Origin of the sequence: Gemmatimonas groenlandica, from assembly GCF_013004105.1 — a bacterium.
GTDB lineage: Bacteria > Gemmatimonadota > Gemmatimonadetes > Gemmatimonadales > Gemmatimonadaceae > Gemmatimonas > Gemmatimonas groenlandica.
Genome location: NZ_CP053085.1, coordinates 1053570 through 1070028, shown reverse-complemented (window position 1 = coordinate 1070028; position 16459 = coordinate 1053570). Strand labels below are relative to the sequence as shown.

General features: G+C 63.9%; 18 protein-coding genes. 3 read left to right on the top strand and 15 right to left on the bottom strand.

Going from position 1 to position 16459, the window contains the following annotated elements:
• Positions 1-24: 24 nt before the first annotated feature.
• From HKW67_RS04390 to HKW67_RS04320, 15 genes are all read right to left on the bottom strand, one after another.
• Positions 25-675 (bottom strand): MBL fold metallo-hydrolase, encoded by a 651-nt coding sequence (locus tag HKW67_RS04390; RefSeq protein ID WP_230981119.1) that lies wholly within the window; start codon positions 673-675, stop codon positions 25-27.
• Positions 672-1703: a thioredoxin-disulfide reductase gene (trxB, locus tag HKW67_RS04385; RefSeq protein ID WP_171224235.1), complete on the bottom strand. Its 1032-nt coding sequence runs from the start codon at positions 1701-1703 to the stop codon at positions 672-674. Before trxB ends, HKW67_RS04390 begins: the two co-directional genes overlap by 4 nt.
• 23 nt (positions 1704-1726) lie before the next feature.
• Positions 1727-2479 (bottom strand): hypothetical protein, encoded by a 753-nt coding sequence (locus HKW67_RS04380; protein WP_171224234.1) that lies wholly within the window; start codon positions 2477-2479, stop codon positions 1727-1729.
• 6 nt (positions 2480-2485) lie between these two features.
• On the bottom strand, positions 2486-3214 hold the full coding sequence (locus tag HKW67_RS04375) for an SDR family oxidoreductase (protein WP_171224233.1): 729 nt from the start codon (positions 3212-3214) through the stop codon (positions 2486-2488).
• A complete protein-coding gene (locus HKW67_RS04370) occupies positions 3214-4119 on the bottom strand; it encodes a PHP domain-containing protein (RefSeq protein WP_171224232.1) in 906 nt (301 codons plus the stop codon). The genes HKW67_RS04375 and HKW67_RS04370 overlap by 1 nt, the downstream gene beginning before the upstream one ends.
• Positions 4116-4382, bottom strand: coding sequence for a hypothetical protein (locus HKW67_RS04365; protein WP_171224231.1), 267 nt, complete (start codon positions 4380-4382; stop codon positions 4116-4118). The genes HKW67_RS04370 and HKW67_RS04365 overlap by 4 nt, the downstream gene beginning before the upstream one ends.
• Position 4383: 1 nt before the next feature.
• A complete protein-coding gene (locus HKW67_RS04360) occupies positions 4384-4629 on the bottom strand; it encodes a hypothetical protein (RefSeq protein WP_171224230.1) in 246 nt (81 codons plus the stop codon).
• 7 nt (positions 4630-4636) lie between these two features.
• Positions 4637-5980, bottom strand: a complete 1344-nt coding sequence (locus HKW67_RS04355) for a dihydrolipoamide acetyltransferase family protein (RefSeq protein ID WP_206044601.1) — start codon at positions 5978-5980, stop codon at positions 4637-4639.
• Between the two features lie 312 nt (positions 5981-6292).
• Entirely contained in the window at positions 6293-7267 is a 975-nt protein-coding gene (locus HKW67_RS04350) for an alpha-ketoacid dehydrogenase subunit beta (RefSeq protein ID WP_171224229.1), read from the bottom strand.
• On the bottom strand, positions 7264-8415 hold the full coding sequence (locus HKW67_RS04345; protein WP_171224228.1) for a thiamine pyrophosphate-dependent dehydrogenase E1 component subunit alpha: 1152 nt from the start codon (positions 8413-8415) through the stop codon (positions 7264-7266). Before HKW67_RS04345 ends, HKW67_RS04350 begins: the two co-directional genes overlap by 4 nt.
• Positions 8415-8708: a hypothetical protein gene (locus HKW67_RS04340; protein WP_171224227.1), complete on the bottom strand. Its 294-nt coding sequence runs from the start codon at positions 8706-8708 to the stop codon at positions 8415-8417. Before HKW67_RS04340 ends, HKW67_RS04345 begins: the two co-directional genes overlap by 1 nt.
• A gap of 3 nt (positions 8709-8711) precedes the next feature.
• Positions 8712-9236: a hypothetical protein gene (locus tag HKW67_RS04335; RefSeq protein WP_171224226.1), complete on the bottom strand. Its 525-nt coding sequence runs from the start codon at positions 9234-9236 to the stop codon at positions 8712-8714.
• The gene (locus HKW67_RS04330) at positions 9233-10564 is read right to left on the bottom strand and encodes an inositol-3-phosphate synthase (RefSeq protein WP_171224225.1); all 1332 of its coding nucleotides are present in this window, start codon (positions 10562-10564) and stop codon (positions 9233-9235) included. Before HKW67_RS04330 ends, HKW67_RS04335 begins: the two co-directional genes overlap by 4 nt.
• A gap of 5 nt (positions 10565-10569) precedes the next feature.
• Positions 10570-11139 (bottom strand): CDP-alcohol phosphatidyltransferase family protein, encoded by a 570-nt coding sequence (locus tag HKW67_RS04325; RefSeq protein ID WP_171224224.1) that lies wholly within the window; start codon positions 11137-11139, stop codon positions 10570-10572.
• Between the two features lie 114 nt (positions 11140-11253).
• A complete protein-coding gene (locus tag HKW67_RS04320; RefSeq protein WP_171224223.1) occupies positions 11254-12594 on the bottom strand; it encodes an exo-beta-N-acetylmuramidase NamZ family protein in 1341 nt (446 codons plus the stop codon).
• A gap of 63 nt (positions 12595-12657) precedes the next feature.
• Here HKW67_RS04320 and HKW67_RS04315 point away from each other — a divergent pair, with 63 nt between their 5' ends.
• The 3 genes from HKW67_RS04315 to nagB all read left to right on the top strand — a co-directional run bounded on the left by HKW67_RS04315 (position 12658) and on the right by nagB (position 16449).
• Positions 12658-13941, top strand: coding sequence for a serine hydrolase domain-containing protein (locus HKW67_RS04315; RefSeq protein ID WP_171224222.1), 1284 nt, complete (start codon positions 12658-12660; stop codon positions 13939-13941).
• A 162-nt stretch (positions 13942-14103) separates the two neighbouring features.
• Complete coding sequence (gene erpA / locus HKW67_RS04310; protein WP_230981118.1) at positions 14104-14460, top strand: iron-sulfur cluster insertion protein ErpA; 357 nt, start codon at positions 14104-14106, stop codon at positions 14458-14460.
• Between the two features lie 30 nt (positions 14461-14490).
• Complete coding sequence (nagB, locus tag HKW67_RS04305) at positions 14491-16449, top strand: glucosamine-6-phosphate deaminase (RefSeq protein ID WP_230981117.1); 1959 nt, start codon at positions 14491-14493, stop codon at positions 16447-16449.
• The last annotated feature ends 10 nt before the right edge of the window (positions 16450-16459 follow it).

Sequence of the window (16459 nt, the reverse complement as noted above, 5' to 3'; positions counted from 1 at the left end):
GAAAGCCGGAAGAAGAAAGCGTGCTCAGGCGCCGAGTGGTCTGGCGGCACCGCGCAGGAAGGGATTGGACGCCAACTCGCGCCCTACCGTAGTAGCAACACCGTGACCGGGAAATACCCGAGTCTCGACGCCAAGTGTCGCCATCCTCATCAGGGACTGGTGCATCGCCGTCGGGTCGCACAACGGAAGATCGGTCCGGCCAATCGAGCCAGCGAACAACACATCGCCGGAAAAGCAGAGGCCGTGTCCGATGAACGCGACGTGACCCGGCGCGTGCCCCGGCAGATGCCAGACGTCGAACTGGTAGTCGCCGAGTCGCACCCGGTCGCCTTCCGCAAGATCGTGGTCGGCCGGCGGCGGGTCGTCGATGACAACGCCCCACCGGGCGGCGTTACTTGCCGCATTCGCGTAGAAGAACGCGTCGGCCGGATGAACCCAGATCGGAACGGGACGCTGGGCGATGATCCCAGCGACTCCGCCGACGTGATCGAAGTGCGCGTGCGTGAGCCAGATGGCATCGAGTGTACACCCGCTGGCATCCACCGCGGCCAGTAGGTGGTCAGCCTCGTCGCCTGGATCGACGAGCACGGCCTTCCCACTCACCGGATCCGCGATCAACCAGCAGTTCTCCTGCAGCGGACCGACGGTGAGCTGCTGCAGCGTCAACGTGCTCACGGAAACGTTGATTCCGGAATCACAGGAACGGGTGCTTCCGCCGTCTCCAGGACGGGCGACTCCCCGATGCCATGATGCGCGAGCCAACGCTCAGCCTCGAGCGCCGCCATGCATCCGGTACCGGCAGAGGTGATCGCCTGGCGATAATAGTCGTCGATGACGTCACCGGCAGCGAACACGCCGGGCACATTCGTTTCCGTGCGCCACGACGAGACTTTGATGTATCCGTGTTCGGTGGTGTCGAGCTGCCCCTGCAAGAACTTCGTGTTCGGCGTGTGTCCGATGGCGACGAACAGTCCCCCGACTTCGATATTGCTCACCGCGCCCGTCACGGTATCGGTGAGTTGCAGTCCGGTGATGAAGTCATCGCCCAACACGTCGGTCACCGCCGTGTTCCAGATGACGCGCACCTTGGGGTGATCGAGCACGCGATTGGCCATGACCTTCGACGCGCGGAAGCTGTCGCGACGATGAATGACGACCACTTCGCTGGCGAACTTGGTGAGATACGTGGCCTCTTCCATGGCCGTATCACCGCCGCCGACGACGGCGAGCCGCTTGTGACGATAAAACGGCATGGCGCCGTCGCAGACCGCGCAGGCGGAGACGCCGCCGCCCGAGACGGCCAGTCGCAGCTCGTTGTCGAGGCCGATCCACTTCGCCGCCGCACCGGTCGCGACGATGACGGTGTGCGCCGTGATCGGCGCCGAATAATTCGGCACAATGCCGAACGGCTTGGACGCCAGGTGCACCTGCTTCACCAGCTCGGATACAACGCGGGCGCCGTGATGAACGGCCTGCGCCCGCATACGATCCATGAGATCGGGGCCGCTGATGGCTTCGGGAAAGCCAGGGAAGTTCTCGATATCGGTGGTCAGCATGAGCTGACCACCGGGAAGCTCGGTGCCAATCGGTTCGCCTTCGAAGACGATCGGATTCAGGTTCGCGCGCGCCGCATAGATCGCGGCCGTCCACGCGGCAGGACCGGAGCCGATGATGACGATGTTTTCGGGACGTGAGTCGGGCATGTCGTCGAGAGAAGAAAGAGACCTCAATCGATCGCCAACACACCCAGTGCGCCGTGACAGTGCGAGACCGTTCCGACGAGCACAGCACAGGGGCCGGAGGCGCCCCATGCGGCGAGTTGCCGATCAGCGTCCGCGATCGTGGCGGCGTCGATCATGCCAACGCCGTACGTGCGGTGAATGCAGTGAAAGATAACGGGACCGCGGAGCGAGGGGTTGTCGTCGACGTATTGCTGCATCATCGGCGGCATGCTCCAGTCGCGTGTACCGCGCGTGTGGGGACAGCGCGCGGGCTCGATGCAATTTACCGGACACATCCATGTGGCGAAGCTCACATAGTGTCGGCCGTCGGGCGACGCCCTCTCCCAGGGGGTGGGCGGGACCTGTTCGAGCGGTGCAACCCGAATACGGCGTTCCGGCCACCGAGCCCGGGCGCGTCCCATCAGCCAATCGAGACAGACGTGGGGCATCAGTGGTGAGGGCACCATCATGTCGTGAGTCAGCGACTCTGGCCCCTGCCCCAGCCATTCCGCGACATACGCGTCCCACTCGCCGCCGACGACCGTGAGTGGTAACCCCTCATAGCTACCAGCGCGCTGCAAGGCGGCCACGCGGCACTCGGGATCGCGGTCGACCACCACGACTTCTCGTGCCTGCAGTGCGCCACGCTGGGCGGCTCGTGTGAGCTGCTGGGCGTACCAGCTCCCGTAGCAACCGCCGCCCATGACGACGATGCGTCCGTAGGTCAGTGGCGCGGCGAGTTCCCCGCTGTGCGTCACGGGGACTCAGCGGCGCAGATGACGCCCACCGTCAACCGGCAGTACGATGCCGGTAACATACGGCGCATCAACCAAGAAGTGGATCGCCTGCGCCACATCGAGCGGGGTGCCGCTACGCCCCAAGGGCACATCGCGCAGGAATCGTTCGATCGTCTCGTCCGAGAGTTCGTCCGGCGGAAGCACCAGCCCCGGCGCCACCGCGTTGACGCGCAAGCGCGGCGCGAAGGCCGAGGCCGTGGTGCGCACCAACTGCGTGAGTGCGGACTTCGTGACCTGATGCGGAATCAAATGCGGGAAGATGGCTTCGAACGCGAGATGATCGGACAACTGCACGATCACGCCGCCGTCACGCATGACCCGAGCGGCCGCTTGCATGAGGAAAAACGGCGCGCGCAAATTGATCGCCGACGTCTGATCCCACTCGTCAGGCGTGACCGCGTCGAAGGGATGCATCATCATGACCGACGCCGAGCTCACGACGACATCCAGCGCGCCGAAGGCACGCATGGCCGCATCGATGATACGCTGCGGCGCGTGCACATCGGCAATATCCTCCTGCACGATCTCGATGCGCACGTCGTGCGCGCGCTGCAGTTCAGCCGTGAGCGCGTTGGCGGCGTCGGGTGAGCTGCCGTGGTGCAGCACGACATCGTACCCGCGCACTGCAAAGCTGCGCACGATCTCCGCGCCGACACGACGCGCGCCACCAGTGACGAGCGCGACACGACGCGCCATTAGGCTCGCCCGGCGGCGGCACGCTCGGCGGCACGCTCAGCGACCCGCGCTTCCTGCCAGTCAAGCCAGATCTTCGGCACCAGCTGCCCTCCAAGACGGCGCGGTCCATCATGCGTCCCGTGCCAATCAGAACCACCGCTGGGCAGCAAACCCGCCTTCTCCGTGTTGTCGAAGAGTCGCTGAGACAGCGACGGCGGATGGCTGGGGTGCAACACCTCGACGGCATCGAGTCCCATGTCGGCGAGTCGCAGAATGCGCGTCGGTGTTGCCGAGTCTCCCGGATGTGCCCACACCGAAAGTCCGCCCGCCTGATGTACCAGCGCAATCGCGTCCGCGACGTCAAAGCGATCTTTCGCCATGTACGCAGGACGTCCGAAACCGATCCAACGATCGAACGCCTCACGGAAATCACGCACCCAGCCGCCCGCGACCATGGCGCGGGCGATATGCGGACGACCAACCGCTCCCTTGTCCGCTTCGGCGAGTACCGCGTCCATCGTTACGGGAATGCTGTGCCGATTGAGCACCTCGACAATCTTGACTGCACGCTCCACGCGACCGGCCTGCAGCTCGATGAGGGCCGACCGCATGGCGTCCTGGTTCGAGAGGTGCAGGCCGAGCAGGTGCAGTTCCTCATCGTCGAAGTGCGAACTGAGTTCGACGCCGGCAATGATACGCACACCGGACTCGGCGCCGGCGGCGATCGCCTCCGGGAGTCCATCGACGGTGTCATGGTCGGTAAGGGCGATGGCATACAGCTGCGCATCGCGCGCCGCTTCGACGACTTTGGCTGGCGAGAGCGCGCCGTCCGATGCGGTGGAGTGCACTTGCAGATCGACGAATTGCGCGGACTCGCCGCGTCCCGAAATCGTCTCCGGGCCCGATGTGCCCGGCGAGCCGGTCACGTGCGGTAGCCTGCCTCTGGAGAGCGCGCGCCCGGCTGCGACGTGCGGAAGAGGTCAACCAGCTGTTCATTCTCGAGCTCGGCGAGCGATTGCTCCCGCGCACGCGTCCCGACTGGCGAATACCGGGTTACCCGCACATCGCGGTCGTCTCCCATACCGGCCACAAAAATCAATCCGAACTCGTCACCCACGTACTGGGTGAGGAATCCGGAGGGGTACACCTGCCATTCGCGTCCATCAACGGTGATGCGTCGCGCGGGCATATCAGCCTCCCTGTACTTCGCGCCACAGCCCCGGCGTCTGGCCTGGCTCATGGGCCGCGGCGATGGCGTCATCGCTCGCGGCCTCCGTGAACTCGACAAAACGTCCGGATTCGGTGGCGTGTTCAAAGACCCAAAAATGTGCCGGTACGGCAGCGGCGCGCGCCCGGCGGATGTCGAGGGCAGCCAAATACGCTTCTCGCTCCGCCTGGGCAACAACGCACTCCTGCATGGCCAGCACGCGTGCCATATCGGACTCAGAACCCGGTTTCGGGAACCGACTCCAGCGTCTTCTTGAGATCGGCCATGAACCGATCCGCATCGGCGCCATCAATCACGCGATGATCGAACGACAACGAGAAATATGCACACGTACGAATCGCAAGCGTGTCTTCGCCATCCGGACCGGTAATCACCTTCGCGCGCTTCTCGATGGCGCCAAGGCCAAGGATAGCCGTTGTACCCACCGGAATGATCGGGGTGCCGAAAAGCGAGCCGAAGACGCCGGGGTTCGTGATAGTGAAGGTCGAATCCTGAACATCGGTCGGGCTGAGCTTCTTGCTCCGCGCACGTGCGGCGAGGTCGTTGGTTCCGCGCGTGAGGCCGGTGAGCGAGAGCTCGTCGGCATGCTTGAGCACGGGAACGATGAGACCGGTCGGATCGAGCGCCACGGCGATGCCGAGGTTGATCTGCTTGCGGAGAATGACGTCGTTGCCCGCGACCGCTGCATTGAGCGTGGGATGGCGCTTGAGCTGCGTACACACGGCCTGCAGGATGAACGGCAGGTACGTGAGCTTCTGGCCCGTCTGTGCTTCAAATTCCTTGCGCATACCGGCTCGGATGCGCGCCACGCGCGTGAGGTCGATTTCGAAGAATGACGTGACGTGCGTGGCCACCTTGATCGCGAGGGCCATGTGATCCGACGTCAGCTTCCGGATCTTCGACATCGGCTCGACGATATCGCCCGCCCACGGCGTGGGCAGCGGTCCGCGGTGTTCGATGCCAGCGGGCACGTGCATAGATGCACCGGCAGCGGGCACGGCGACGGTGGCAGGCTTCGCCGCGAGATACGCGTCAAGATCCTTTCGGGTCACGCGACCGGCGATGCCGCTACCGCTCATACCGGTGATCTCCACACCGTGCTCCGCGGCCATCTTCCGTACGAGCGGCGACGATTTGGTCCGCACGCGCTCCTCGAACGAACCGGCGGGTGCTGACGGGGCGGCCGGGGCCGCGGAAGCGGCGACTGGCGTGGACGGTGCCACGACCGATGCAGCCGTTGGCGCTGCGGCTGGTGTTGGGGCTGGTGCTGCGGCCGGAGCACTTGGCGCCGAGGCCGGCGTCGCAGCCGCTGCCGCCGCGTCTGTCTCAAGGCGCGCGACGACGGTCTGAATCGCCACGGTCTGCCCTTCACCGACAAGGATCTCCATGAGGACGCCGGCAGACGGCGAGGGAATCTCGGCGTCGACCTTGTCCGTGGAGATCTCGAAGAGCGGTTCGTCGCGCTTGACGTTGTCGCCGACCTTTTTGAGCCACCGCGAAACGGTTCCTTCCGCAATGGACTCGCCCATCTGCGGCATGATGACATCTACACGAGCCACTCGATCATCCTCGATCTGAAGAAGCAGCGTCGGCCGCGCGGTCCGCGCGACGCAAACGCCACAAGGCGAGAATCGGCAGCGTTATCGCGCCGAAGGCACCACCGTAACCTGCGTACACCCACCATTCGCAGGCCGGCAACCCCGCCATGGGGGTACAGCGTGCGAAAAAGCCAAGCAACTTCCCGATGCCGACGCCAACCATCGCGCCGCTTACGCCACCTATAAAAACCGTAAAACATCCCACCCCGATATTCCGACCGACACGGTCTTCGGGAAGGGGCGTCTGTGCATCACCAGCTGAAGTCGTCGTCATCAATACGCAGTCAGGCGCCGGACCGCTCGAACGATATCGGCGGTCTGCGGCAACACGTAATCTTCGAGGGCTGGAGCGTACGGGAGCGGGATGTCCGCTGCCGTGACGCGCAACACGGGTGCGTCGAGCCACGCGAAGCAGGTTTCGTTCACGCGCGCGGTAATTTCGCCAGCCATCCCACCGGTGCGCGTGTCTTCGTGCACGATCAGGAGCCGATTGGTCTTCTTCACGGTGCGGAAGATCGCCTCATCATCCATCGGCGCGAGCGAACGCAGGTCGATCACTTCTACGGAGATGCCTTCGGCCGCCAACAGATCGGCTGCTTCGAGGGCCTTCCACACGGTCGACGCGTACGTCACGATCGACACGTCACTCCCTTCACGCGCCACGCGAGCCTTGCCGATCGGCACCACGTGATCGCCATCGGGCATGACGTCTTTCACGCGACGATAGAGATACTTGTGTTCAAAGAAGAGTACGCAATCGTCGTCGCGAATGGCGGCCTTCATCAAGCCCTTGGCATCCGCCGCCGTGGACGGATACACGATCTTGAGCCCTGGCGTATGCAGAAAGCCGGCCTCCGGATTCTGCGAATGGAACGGGCCGCCACGCACGTAGCCACCACTGGGACCGCGCACGACCATCGGGCACGGCAAGAACGCGCGATAGCGTGCAGTGGCGACATAGTTGGTGAGCATGTCGTACGCGTTCGCGATGAAGTCGATGAACTGCATCTCGACCACGGGGCGCAGTCCCATGTGCGCCGCACCGGCCGCCGCACCGACGAGCGCGATCTCACTGATGGGCGAGTCGATCACGCGCTGTTCACCGAACTTCGCAAGCAGTCCTTCCGTGACTTTAAACGCGCCACCGAACGCACCGATGTCTTCGCCCATGCAGAAGACATTGCGGTCACGATCCATCTCTTCGAACAGCGCCTCGCGGATCGCCTCGAGATAGGTGATCTCACTCATGCTCGCTTTGCCCCATCGGCGCTCCAGGTGCCCCAGCTTTCGGGACGTTCCTGTCCGTAGGCGAGCGATTCCGCATCGACATCGCGCCGGAACCACAAAGGCTGCTCGGCAGGCGGTTCGGCGTAGACGCCCAGCAGCGCCTCACGAGCGTCGGGCGTGCCCGACAACTCGGCGAGATCGGTGGCCTCATCGATCTCGCGCAGAATTCGCGCATCGATGGCCGCGAGCTCGCTGTCGGTCGCACCCCATTCGTCGAGCAGCACCCGCACGTACCGGTCGATCGGATCGTTCTCCTCGGCCCACTTCTCGATTTCGCCCGCGGGCACGTACGACTGATTGTCGTGCTCGGCGTGTCCCTTCCGGCGATACGTGATCAACTCGACGAGCGCGACACCGTTGCCCGCGCGCGCATGATCGACGGCAGTCTTGGTCACGTCGTACGTGGCCAGCACGTCGTTACCGTCAGCCTGCAATCCGAGCACGCCGTAGCCGATCGCCTTGTCGACAAAGAATCTCGCCGCCGTCTGCTTGTGCGTCGGCGTGGAGTAGGCATAGCCGTTGTTCTCGACGATGACCACCAGCGGGCACTTCTGCACGGCGGCGAAGTTGATGCCCTCGTGGAACGCTCCGGTGCTGGTGGCGCCGTCGCCGACATACACGAGCCCAACGCGATCTTCACCACGCATCTTGAAGGACATCGTCACGCCGGTCATCACCGGGACCATATCGCCGAGCGGCGAGATCTGTCCGAGAAATCCGCGGGTGACGCCAGCGGCGCCGATATCGCCAAAGTGGATATTGAGCTCGCGACCGCGCGTGGGCGAGTCGGCCTTGGCCATGTACTGCTTCAGCACCTCGACGGGCGTCGCCCCTTTCACGAGCATCGCCCCAAGATTGCGAATGAGCGGCGACATCACGTCACGCTGCTCGAGGGCGAAGCAGCTGCCGACCGCGTCGGCTTCCTGCCCGAGTGAACGAAACAGCCCGCCGACCACCTTGGTTTGCCGATACAGATTCACGAGGCGCTCTTCGAGTTGCCGCGTGAGCTTCATCCAGTAATACAGTTCGAGCTTGCGCTCACGAGAAAGCGCGTCACTGGGACGCGCTCCATTGGCCGGAGTAGCACGGCCGGTGCGCGCCTTCGCCATCAGTAACCGGCCTCGATCGTGTGCCGAGGGTCGGCGGCGCGATGCACGGCGTTGAAGAAGCGCTTCACGTTCTTGTCGAGTCGACTCTCGCCGACCTGATCCGTGTGCACTTCAACGAACGTGTAATGTCCGCCTTCCATCTTCACGGAGAGCGAGAGGGTGCCGAGCGAACCACTGAAACTGCGCGATCTGGCATCGACGGTACCACGAGAAAGTCCGAGCGCTGCGAAGAAGCGATCGGCCGACGCCAGCACCGTGTCAGGTGTCAGCGAGGTCCGATGAAAGTGTCGCATACCTCAGGGTTCCTTGCGCGTGCTGTCCTTTGCGCGCGGTGGTGGTTCGGGCGGGCGCGACGACGCCGGCGGGGAGAAGTCGCCAGGCTCCTCGGCGGACATGATGTCCTGCGTCCAGTCAGGCGTCTTCTGGAGCACCTTCGTAGAATCGAGGCGGAACTGAATCGCCATCGCCCACATGCCGGCCGTGACGAACATCAGGTTGCTGCGATACGTCCCCAACTCCTCGGTGGCCGCGAGGCCGTTGGAGACGGTCTTCCGATCGCGGTTGGTGCCGAAGATGCGTCCTTCGCCGCCCTGAATGGGCAGCCCGCTTTTCACATCGTGCACCATCACGCGCCAGTAAATCGGTTCGAGCGCACGCGTCGGCTTGGTCTCGGGTGACACCCGAATGACGAAGTCCTCCGTCTTGAAACGGAGTTCATTCGTGGGTGGTGGGCTGCCCCCGCCTCCACAGCCGGCCATGACGAGGCCAGCTGCGGCGAGTGCCACCACGCGACGGAGACGACGCGTGCGCTCTGCGATCATTGATAGTATTCCAGCCCGAGGTGCGTGATCTGCTCTTCACCCATGAGGTGACGCAGCGTGTTCTTCAGCTTCGTCTGCTGGATGAAAAGATCATGTTCCGGCTGGAGGCCCGGTGCCGTCTGCGGCGCTTTGTAATAGAAGCTTAACCATTCCTGAATGCCCTTCATGCCGGCACGCATCGCGAAGTCCGAGAAGAGCGCGAGGTCGAGCACCATGGGCGCGGCGAGGATGGAGTCGCGGCAGAGGAAGTTGATCTTGATCTGCATCGGGTAGCCGAGCCAGCCCTTGATGTCGATGTTGTCCCAACCTTCCTTATTGTCGCCGCGCGGCGGGTAGTAGTTGATGCGCACGACGTGCGAGAAATCCTTGTACAGCTCCGGGTACACTTCCGGCTGCAGGATCGTGTGCAACACCGACAGCTTCGACGCTTCCTTGGTCTTGAACGACGCGGGATCGTCGAGCACTTCACCATCGCGATTGCCGAGGATGTTGGTGGAGTACCACCCTTCGAGACCGAGCATACGCGCCTTGAGGCCCGGCGCGATGATGGTCTTCATCCACGTCTGGCCGGTCTTGAAATCCTTACCGGAGACCGGCACGCCCTTCTCGATAGCGAGGTCGAGTAGCGCCGGGAAGTCGGCCGAGAGATTCGGGGCACCGTTGCAGTACGGGATGCCTTCCATGATGGCGGCATAGGCGTAGAGCATGCTGGGTGCGATCGAATCGTCATTCTCTTCCATCGCCTTTTCGAACGCTTCGATGGTCTGATGCTGCGGACCCGGGCTGATGAACGTCTCGGTCGAGCCGGTCCACACCATCACGCCACGGGTCGCGCCACTGCTCTGCATGACGTTGCGGATGTCGGCGCGAATCTGCTCAGCGAGGTCACGCTTGTTCTTGCCGGTCTTGACGTTGGTTGCGCGCGTGATGCGCGTGACGTAGCGGCTTTCGAACACGGCCGGCATCGGCTTGATGCCCTTGAGGAACTCGGCGATCGGCTCGATATCGGACTTCTCGAGCACGCCGGCATTCACGGCAGACTCGTAGGCATTGTCGGGAATTGGATCCCACGCGCCAAAGACGATATCGTCGAGCTTTGCGAGGGAGACGAAGTCCTTGATCAGCGGGCTACGTCCGTCAGTGCGCTTGCCGAGGCGAATGGTCGCCATCTGCGAAAGCGAACCGATAGGCACTGAGAGACCGCGGCGCACGCGCTCGACGCCGGCGATAAACGTGGTGGCTACGGCGCCGAGTCCCGGCGTGAAAATGGCGAGTTTCCCCGTTGCCGGGGCTGGTGACGTGGCCTTACCGAGATTCGAGTCGGACACTGCGTTTATTCTCCAGGGGAAGTGGTCGTGCGATACACGAAGTTGATGCGCTGGAACACGGTGATCCACGCCGTCACGGCCAGCAGGCTAACGATACCGGCGAGGATCCATCCGTTGAGCGCCAGGCCGAAGAAGGCCTGTGGCGCTGAGAGCAGCGTAATGCGCTCCGCGCGTTGCAGCATGCCCACCTTCGCATCGAGTCCGAGCCCTTCGGCCCTGGCGCGCGTATATGACGTAAGGAAGGTGGCGATCAGTGCGGCCAGCGTGACCATGACCATGGTCTGGCTGGCGTGCACCGGGTGCGTCGCGTAGAAGATCAGCAGACCTCCGAGGAGGAAGCCGTCGGCTACGCGATCAAGGGTGGAGTCGTAGAAGGCTCCGAAAACGGTGCTCTGCCCGGTGCGGCGGGCAACATTACCGTCGAGCACGTCAAAGAGCGCGGTGAGGCCCAAGAACCATCCACCAGCGCTGATGTGCCCGGACGCGAAAATCACACCGGCTGTGCACGTGCAGATCGTGCCGATGGTGGTGATCGTATTGGGGCGCACGCGCCGCGCGACCAGCCAGTCGGCCACAGGGGCGATGACTCGCAGGTATCCGCGCTGGACTGCGCTCCACAGTGATTGCATCTCGATCGCGCTGAGGTAACGGAAAGTATCTAGCCGTGGAAAGCTAGAACTCCCCTAGCATCAACGGTAGAGATAAAAGCGTCTGGCGTCCTTTTCGAACGCAATAACTGCCGGCAACTGGCGATCCATCACCGCATCCGGGTCGGCTCCGCCCAGCAACGCCTCGCGGGCACGGGCGGATCCCATGCGCTGGTCGAAGCCGGCCGCCGTGAGCCGGAGCGAGTCTTTGTGCACCCGCGAGAGCGCCCAGAGGATCGCCGCACCGACGCGAGCGGGCTGGACGCGCTCTCGGTCGGTCACCTCAATCCGAATACCTGGTATCGACCGCCCGGCAAACTTGCCATCCCCCGGCTTGTTGGGCGTATACCGCTCTGCCTTGAACTTGACGCCGGTGAGCGAGAGGTCCTCGAGCATCCGGGTCACAGAGTCCGCGCGGAGCCAGGAGGCGCCGAACCGCTGGAACGGTTCATCGGTGCCGCGCCCGACCGACACGTTGCTCGACTCGAACGGCACGAGCGCCGGATACAGCAGCGCACTGGTGATATTCGGCATATTCGGCGATGGCCGCACCCACGGAAGCTCCGTCTCGTCGAACCACATGCCACGGCGCCAATTCCGCATGGGCACGACGGTGAGCCGCGTGCCAAGCTTGAATTGAGCCTGAAACAAGCGCGCCATCTCCCCCATGGTCAACCCATGACGCAGCGGCATGGGATAGAGCGCGAAGCCATTCGTGCGATTGCCGACGACCGGCATCTCGCCGTTGGCCAGTGCCGAGTCGAGCAGGGCGCCTTCGGCCCGGGCGCCGGTGATCGGGTTCGGTCGGTCGAGCACGAGCACGGGAATGCCGCGTTTCGCCCCCGCTTGCATCGAGTACAGCATGACGCCGACGTACGTCCAGGTACGTGTCCCGATGTCCTGGAGATCGACGATCAGCACATCAACGTCGGTGAGCAAACTGTCGGGCGGCGCGATCGTGCGACTCTGATACAGCGAGTGGATGATGAGGCCGGTCTTCTCGTCCTTCTCGTCGCTCAAATTCGGCCGATCGGCGGTTCCCGTGGCGCCGTGCTCAGGAGCAAACAGTCGCACCAACTTCACGCCGGCCCGCTGGGCGCGCGGGTCCGTCGTCAGGAGGTCGATGGACCGACGTCCTTTCTCATCAACGCCCGTCTGGTTGGTCACGAGGGCGACACGCTTGCCGGCGATCAGCTTGATGCTATCGTCCAACAGCACGGTAATACCGGGTCGGACCTTGCGATTCCGGTTTCCGATCGGCATTCCATCGATACCCTCGTCGGGCATCGGGGCATTGTCGGGGCGACCGCCGCGCGCGCATCCCGCCACCAGCGTCCCGACACATACCACAAAGAGCAGCACCAGCGTCTTGATCGCCTTCACGCGTAACCTCCAGAAGATCCCGCTGCGCTCAGGTCGCACAGCATCCCGCCCTACCGCGAACACATGACCCGACCGGATCCCTACCGACCTGCTCTGCTGTCCGGCCCATCCGGCTGCGGTGCCGACTGCACGAACGCACCGAATCACGTGTTTCTCAAGCGGCGCGCCATATTCCTCTTCACACTGGCCGCGACGGCGAGCGTGCTGATCGGGTGTGCAACGCCTGCCGCCGCCGCTCGCGACTTGCCGCCGGTGCCCGGCATCGCGCGCGACCAAGCGCTGCGGCTCGGCGACAGCGTCCGTGCCGTGCTGACGCGGGCGATTGCCGATAGTGCGTTCCCTGGCGCCTATGCGGCCGTCGGTACGGCTGATGGCGTCATCGTCGAATACGGAGTTGGTCGGCTCGACGTGGCCGACGGTACGCGGCCATCGGCCACCACAATCTGGGATTTGGCCTCGCTGACCAAGGTGATCGGCACGACCAGCGCGATGATTCAGCTCGTGGGCTCCGGTCGCGTTGTGCTCGATTCCCCGGTGGTACGCTACCTGCCGGCCTGGAAGGCGCCGGGGGCCGAGCGCATCACGGTGCGCCACCTGCTGTCCCATTCGTCGGGCATGCCGGCTTGGCGTGCCCTGTACAAAGAGGCGGCGACTCCGGAGGAAGCCGAGCGGCAGCTGTTCGCCACGTCGCCGGATACCCTGCCCGGCATTCGGTACGTGTACAGCGATCTGGGCTTCATTCTGCTCGGCAAACTGGTGGAACGGGTCAGCGGCGAACGACTGGCGCAGTATGACTCCGCCCACGTGTTCTCGCCGCTCGGCATGACCGATACACGCTACCTTCCGCCGGCTGCCCTGCTGCCGCGCATTGCGCCGACCGAGCAAGACCCGTGGCGTCAGCGAAAGGTGCGCGGCGAAGTGCACGACGAGAATGCCGTCCGACTTGGGGGCGTTTCCGGGCACGCGGGCCTCTTTTCCACGGGGCAGGACCTTGCGCGCTTCGCTCGCATGTACCTGCGCCACGGAACGCTGGATGGCGTCCGGGTATTCGATTCAGCGGCGGTGGCCACGTTTACGCGTCTTCAGGACTCGACGATCTCGCGCCGGGCGCTGGGATGGGAGACGCCAACAGGGGTTAACTCGGCCGGCACGCGCCTTTCTCCGATGGCGTTCGGCCATACCGGGTTCACGGGCACGTCGCTGTGGATGGATCCGGTTCAAGGGGTGTTTGTTCTGCTTCTGACCAACCGGGTGAATCCGACGAGGGAGAACCGGAAGATCGGCGGTGTCCGTACGGCATTGGCGGACGCAGTGGTGGGTGCGTTGCGTGGTGAATCGGGTCGATGATCATGGTTTTGAGTGGGGCTTTCTTGAACGGGAGCGATTCACTCGCTATTTTTCTCACAGCTAGACGCGACGCTGTCCCGGTTGCCGATCGCGGGTGCGATCGGGTGCGGGCGGCGCGCTCCATCAGGCCGGGGTGTCAGCCGGCCGCTTCGGAGGACAGCAATGAGCACGATGCAGCAGCCGGATGTCATGGTGGTTCTCACGCCCACGGCCGCGACGGAAGTCCGCAAGTTCATGGAAGCGGAAGGCGTCACGCCCGAGCAGGGTGGTCTTCGCGTGTCCGTGATGCCGGGCGGATGCAGCGGCTTCAAGTACGGGTTGGTGATCGAGGACAAGAACGCGGAAGACGATACGATCTTCGAGCTCGAGGGCATCAAGCTGTTCGTCGATCCGTTTTCGGCGCAGTACCTCAGCGGCACCACGATCGACTACGTCACGTCGATGCAGGGGTCTGGCTTTACGTTCAAGAATCCGAACTCAACCGGCGGTTGCGGTTGTGGCAGTTCTTTCTCGGCCTGAGCCGACGACTCGACACCTACTCCAATGACCATGGCCTCCGGTTCTCCGGTGGCCACTGAAGGTTCGCAGGCCCGCACGCTCGAGTCGAGCGGCGGGCCTGTGCGCGTCAGTGGCACCATCTTCGTGCACCCCGACATCAACGGCACTGTGCGCGAGCGCATTCCCACGATCATCATCGATGAGCACGAAGCGATGGCGCGGCTGGTGGCCGGGCGCATTGCGACGCTGATGCGCGAGCGCGCAGCGGCCGGCCGGTCGATCGTGCTCGGGCTGGCGACGGGTTCGACACCGATCGGTGTGTATCGGGAACTCATTCGCCTGCATCGCGAGGAAGGGCTGAGCTTCAGCCACGTGATCTCGTTCAATCTGGATGAGTACTACCCGATGTCGCCGGACAGCATCCACTCGTATCACCGGTTCATGTGGGAGAACCTGTTCTCGCACGTCGACATCGATCCGGGCAATGTGCACATCCCGGACGGCGCGCTGGAGCGCTCCGCGATCGATGACGCTTGCGGGCGGTACGAGGCGGCGATTCTAGCGGCGGGTGGTGTGGATTTTCAGCTGCTCGGCATCGGCAAGACCGGGCATATCGGCTTCAACGAACCGGGATCCGGTGAGCACAGCCGGACGCGCATCGTGCACCTCGATTCGGTCACGCGACGCGACGCCGCGGCGGATTTCTTCGGTGAAGAAAACGTGCCACGCGAAGCGATCACCATGGGCATCGCGACGATCCTGCAGGCGCGCGAGATCGCGATTCTCGCCACGGGCGAACACAAATCAGGTGTGGTCCGCCGATCCGTCGAAGGGGAGATCGATCGGGCCGTCGCGGCGACGTTCCTGCAGCGACATCCGAACACGACGTTCTACGTGGACGATGCGGCCGCGGCAGATCTCACGCGTGTGGCGACGCCCTGGCTGATCGATGAAGTCCGCTGGGACGATGCCCTCGCCGTGCGCGCGGTGACGTGGTTAGCCGGACGCTGCCAAAAGGCGATCCTCAAGCTCACACAACACGACTACGATGAGCACTCGATGTCGTCGCTGGTCGCGCGGCATGGGTCTCCGGGCGCGGTGAACGGCCTCGTGTTCAATGTCCTCGGCGCGAAAATCCGCGGAAAGAGCAAGCTGCCGCGCGGCATGAAGACCCTGTGCTTCTCGCCACATCCCGATGACGATGTGATCTCGATGGGTGGCATTCTCCGCAAGTTCGTGGAGAACGAGAATGAGATGACGGTGGCGTACATGACCAGCGGCAACATCGCGGTGTTCGATCACGACGTTCGCCGCTACATGGACTTTCTGGTGCGACTGGACCAGGAGCGGATCGGCGAGGGGACGGCGGTTCGCACCCTGGCCGACACGGTGCATCAGTTCCTCGAGGCCAAGCATGCCGGCCAGGTGGATATCGCCGAAGTGCAGGACATCAAGCGCGTCATCCGCGAATCCGAAGCCGTGAGCGGTATCGAAGTGATGGGGCTCACGCGCGAGCACGCGCGCTTCCTCAACCTGCCCTTCTATCAGACCGGAAAGGTTCGCAAGGATCCGATCGGTCCCGCCGATGTGGCGATTGTGGCGGAGCTGCTGCGCGAGTTGCAGCCCGAGATCATCTTCGTGGCGGGCGACTTGTCCGATCCGCACGGCACGCATCGCATGTGCAAGGAAGCGATCGACCGCGCCGTGCTCGAGGTGTACAGTGGCCCCGATGCGCCGACGGCCCCGCAGGTCTGGCTGTATCGTGGCGCGTGGCAAGAGTGGCCGGTCACCGAGGCCACGGTGCTCGTCCCGTTGTCGCAGGAAGAGCTGACGCTCAAGATCCAGGCGATCTTCAAGCATCAATCGCAGAAGGATTCGGCGCCGTTTCCCGGACAGGATGCCCGCGAATTCTGGCAACGCGTGGAGCAGCGCAACAAGGCCACCTCGGCGCAGTTGGACCAGCTCGGCCTCGCCGAGTATTTCGCCATGGAGGCGTATGTCATCGCGTGACGCCGGTGTG

Excerpts from the sequence above, each read along its gene's own strand:
- trxB (WP_171224235.1), bottom strand. The coding sequence starts at position 1,703 with ATGCCCGACTCACGTCCCGAAAACATCGTCATCATCGGCTCCGGTCCT.
- HKW67_RS04375 (WP_171224233.1), bottom strand. The coding sequence starts at position 3,214 with ATGGCGCGTCGTGTCGCGCTCGTCACTGGTGGCGCGCGTCGTGTCGGC.
- HKW67_RS04365 (WP_171224231.1), bottom strand. The coding sequence starts at position 4,382 with ATGCCCGCGCGACGCATCACCGTTGATGGACGCGAATGGCAGGTGTAC.
- HKW67_RS04360 (WP_171224230.1), bottom strand. The coding sequence starts at position 4,629 with ATGGCACGCGTGCTGGCCATGCAGGAGTGCGTTGTTGCCCAGGCGGAG.
- HKW67_RS04350 (WP_171224229.1), bottom strand. The coding sequence starts at position 7,267 with ATGAGTGAGATCACCTATCTCGAGGCGATCCGCGAGGCGCTGTTCGAA.
- HKW67_RS04345 (WP_171224228.1), bottom strand. The coding sequence starts at position 8,415 with ATGGCGAAGGCGCGCACCGGCCGTGCTACTCCGGCCAATGGAGCGCGT.
- HKW67_RS04340 (WP_171224227.1), bottom strand. The coding sequence starts at position 8,708 with ATGCGACACTTTCATCGGACCTCGCTGACACCTGACACGGTGCTGGCG.
- HKW67_RS04335 (WP_171224226.1), bottom strand. The coding sequence starts at position 9,236 with ATGATCGCAGAGCGCACGCGTCGTCTCCGTCGCGTGGTGGCACTCGCC.
- HKW67_RS04315 (WP_171224222.1), top strand. The coding sequence starts at position 12,658 with ATGACCCGACCGGATCCCTACCGACCTGCTCTGCTGTCCGGCCCATCC.
- erpA (WP_230981118.1), top strand. The coding sequence starts at position 14,104 with ATGAGCACGATGCAGCAGCCGGATGTCATGGTGGTTCTCACGCCCACG.
- nagB (WP_230981117.1), top strand. The coding sequence starts at position 14,491 with ATGGCCTCCGGTTCTCCGGTGGCCACTGAAGGTTCGCAGGCCCGCACG.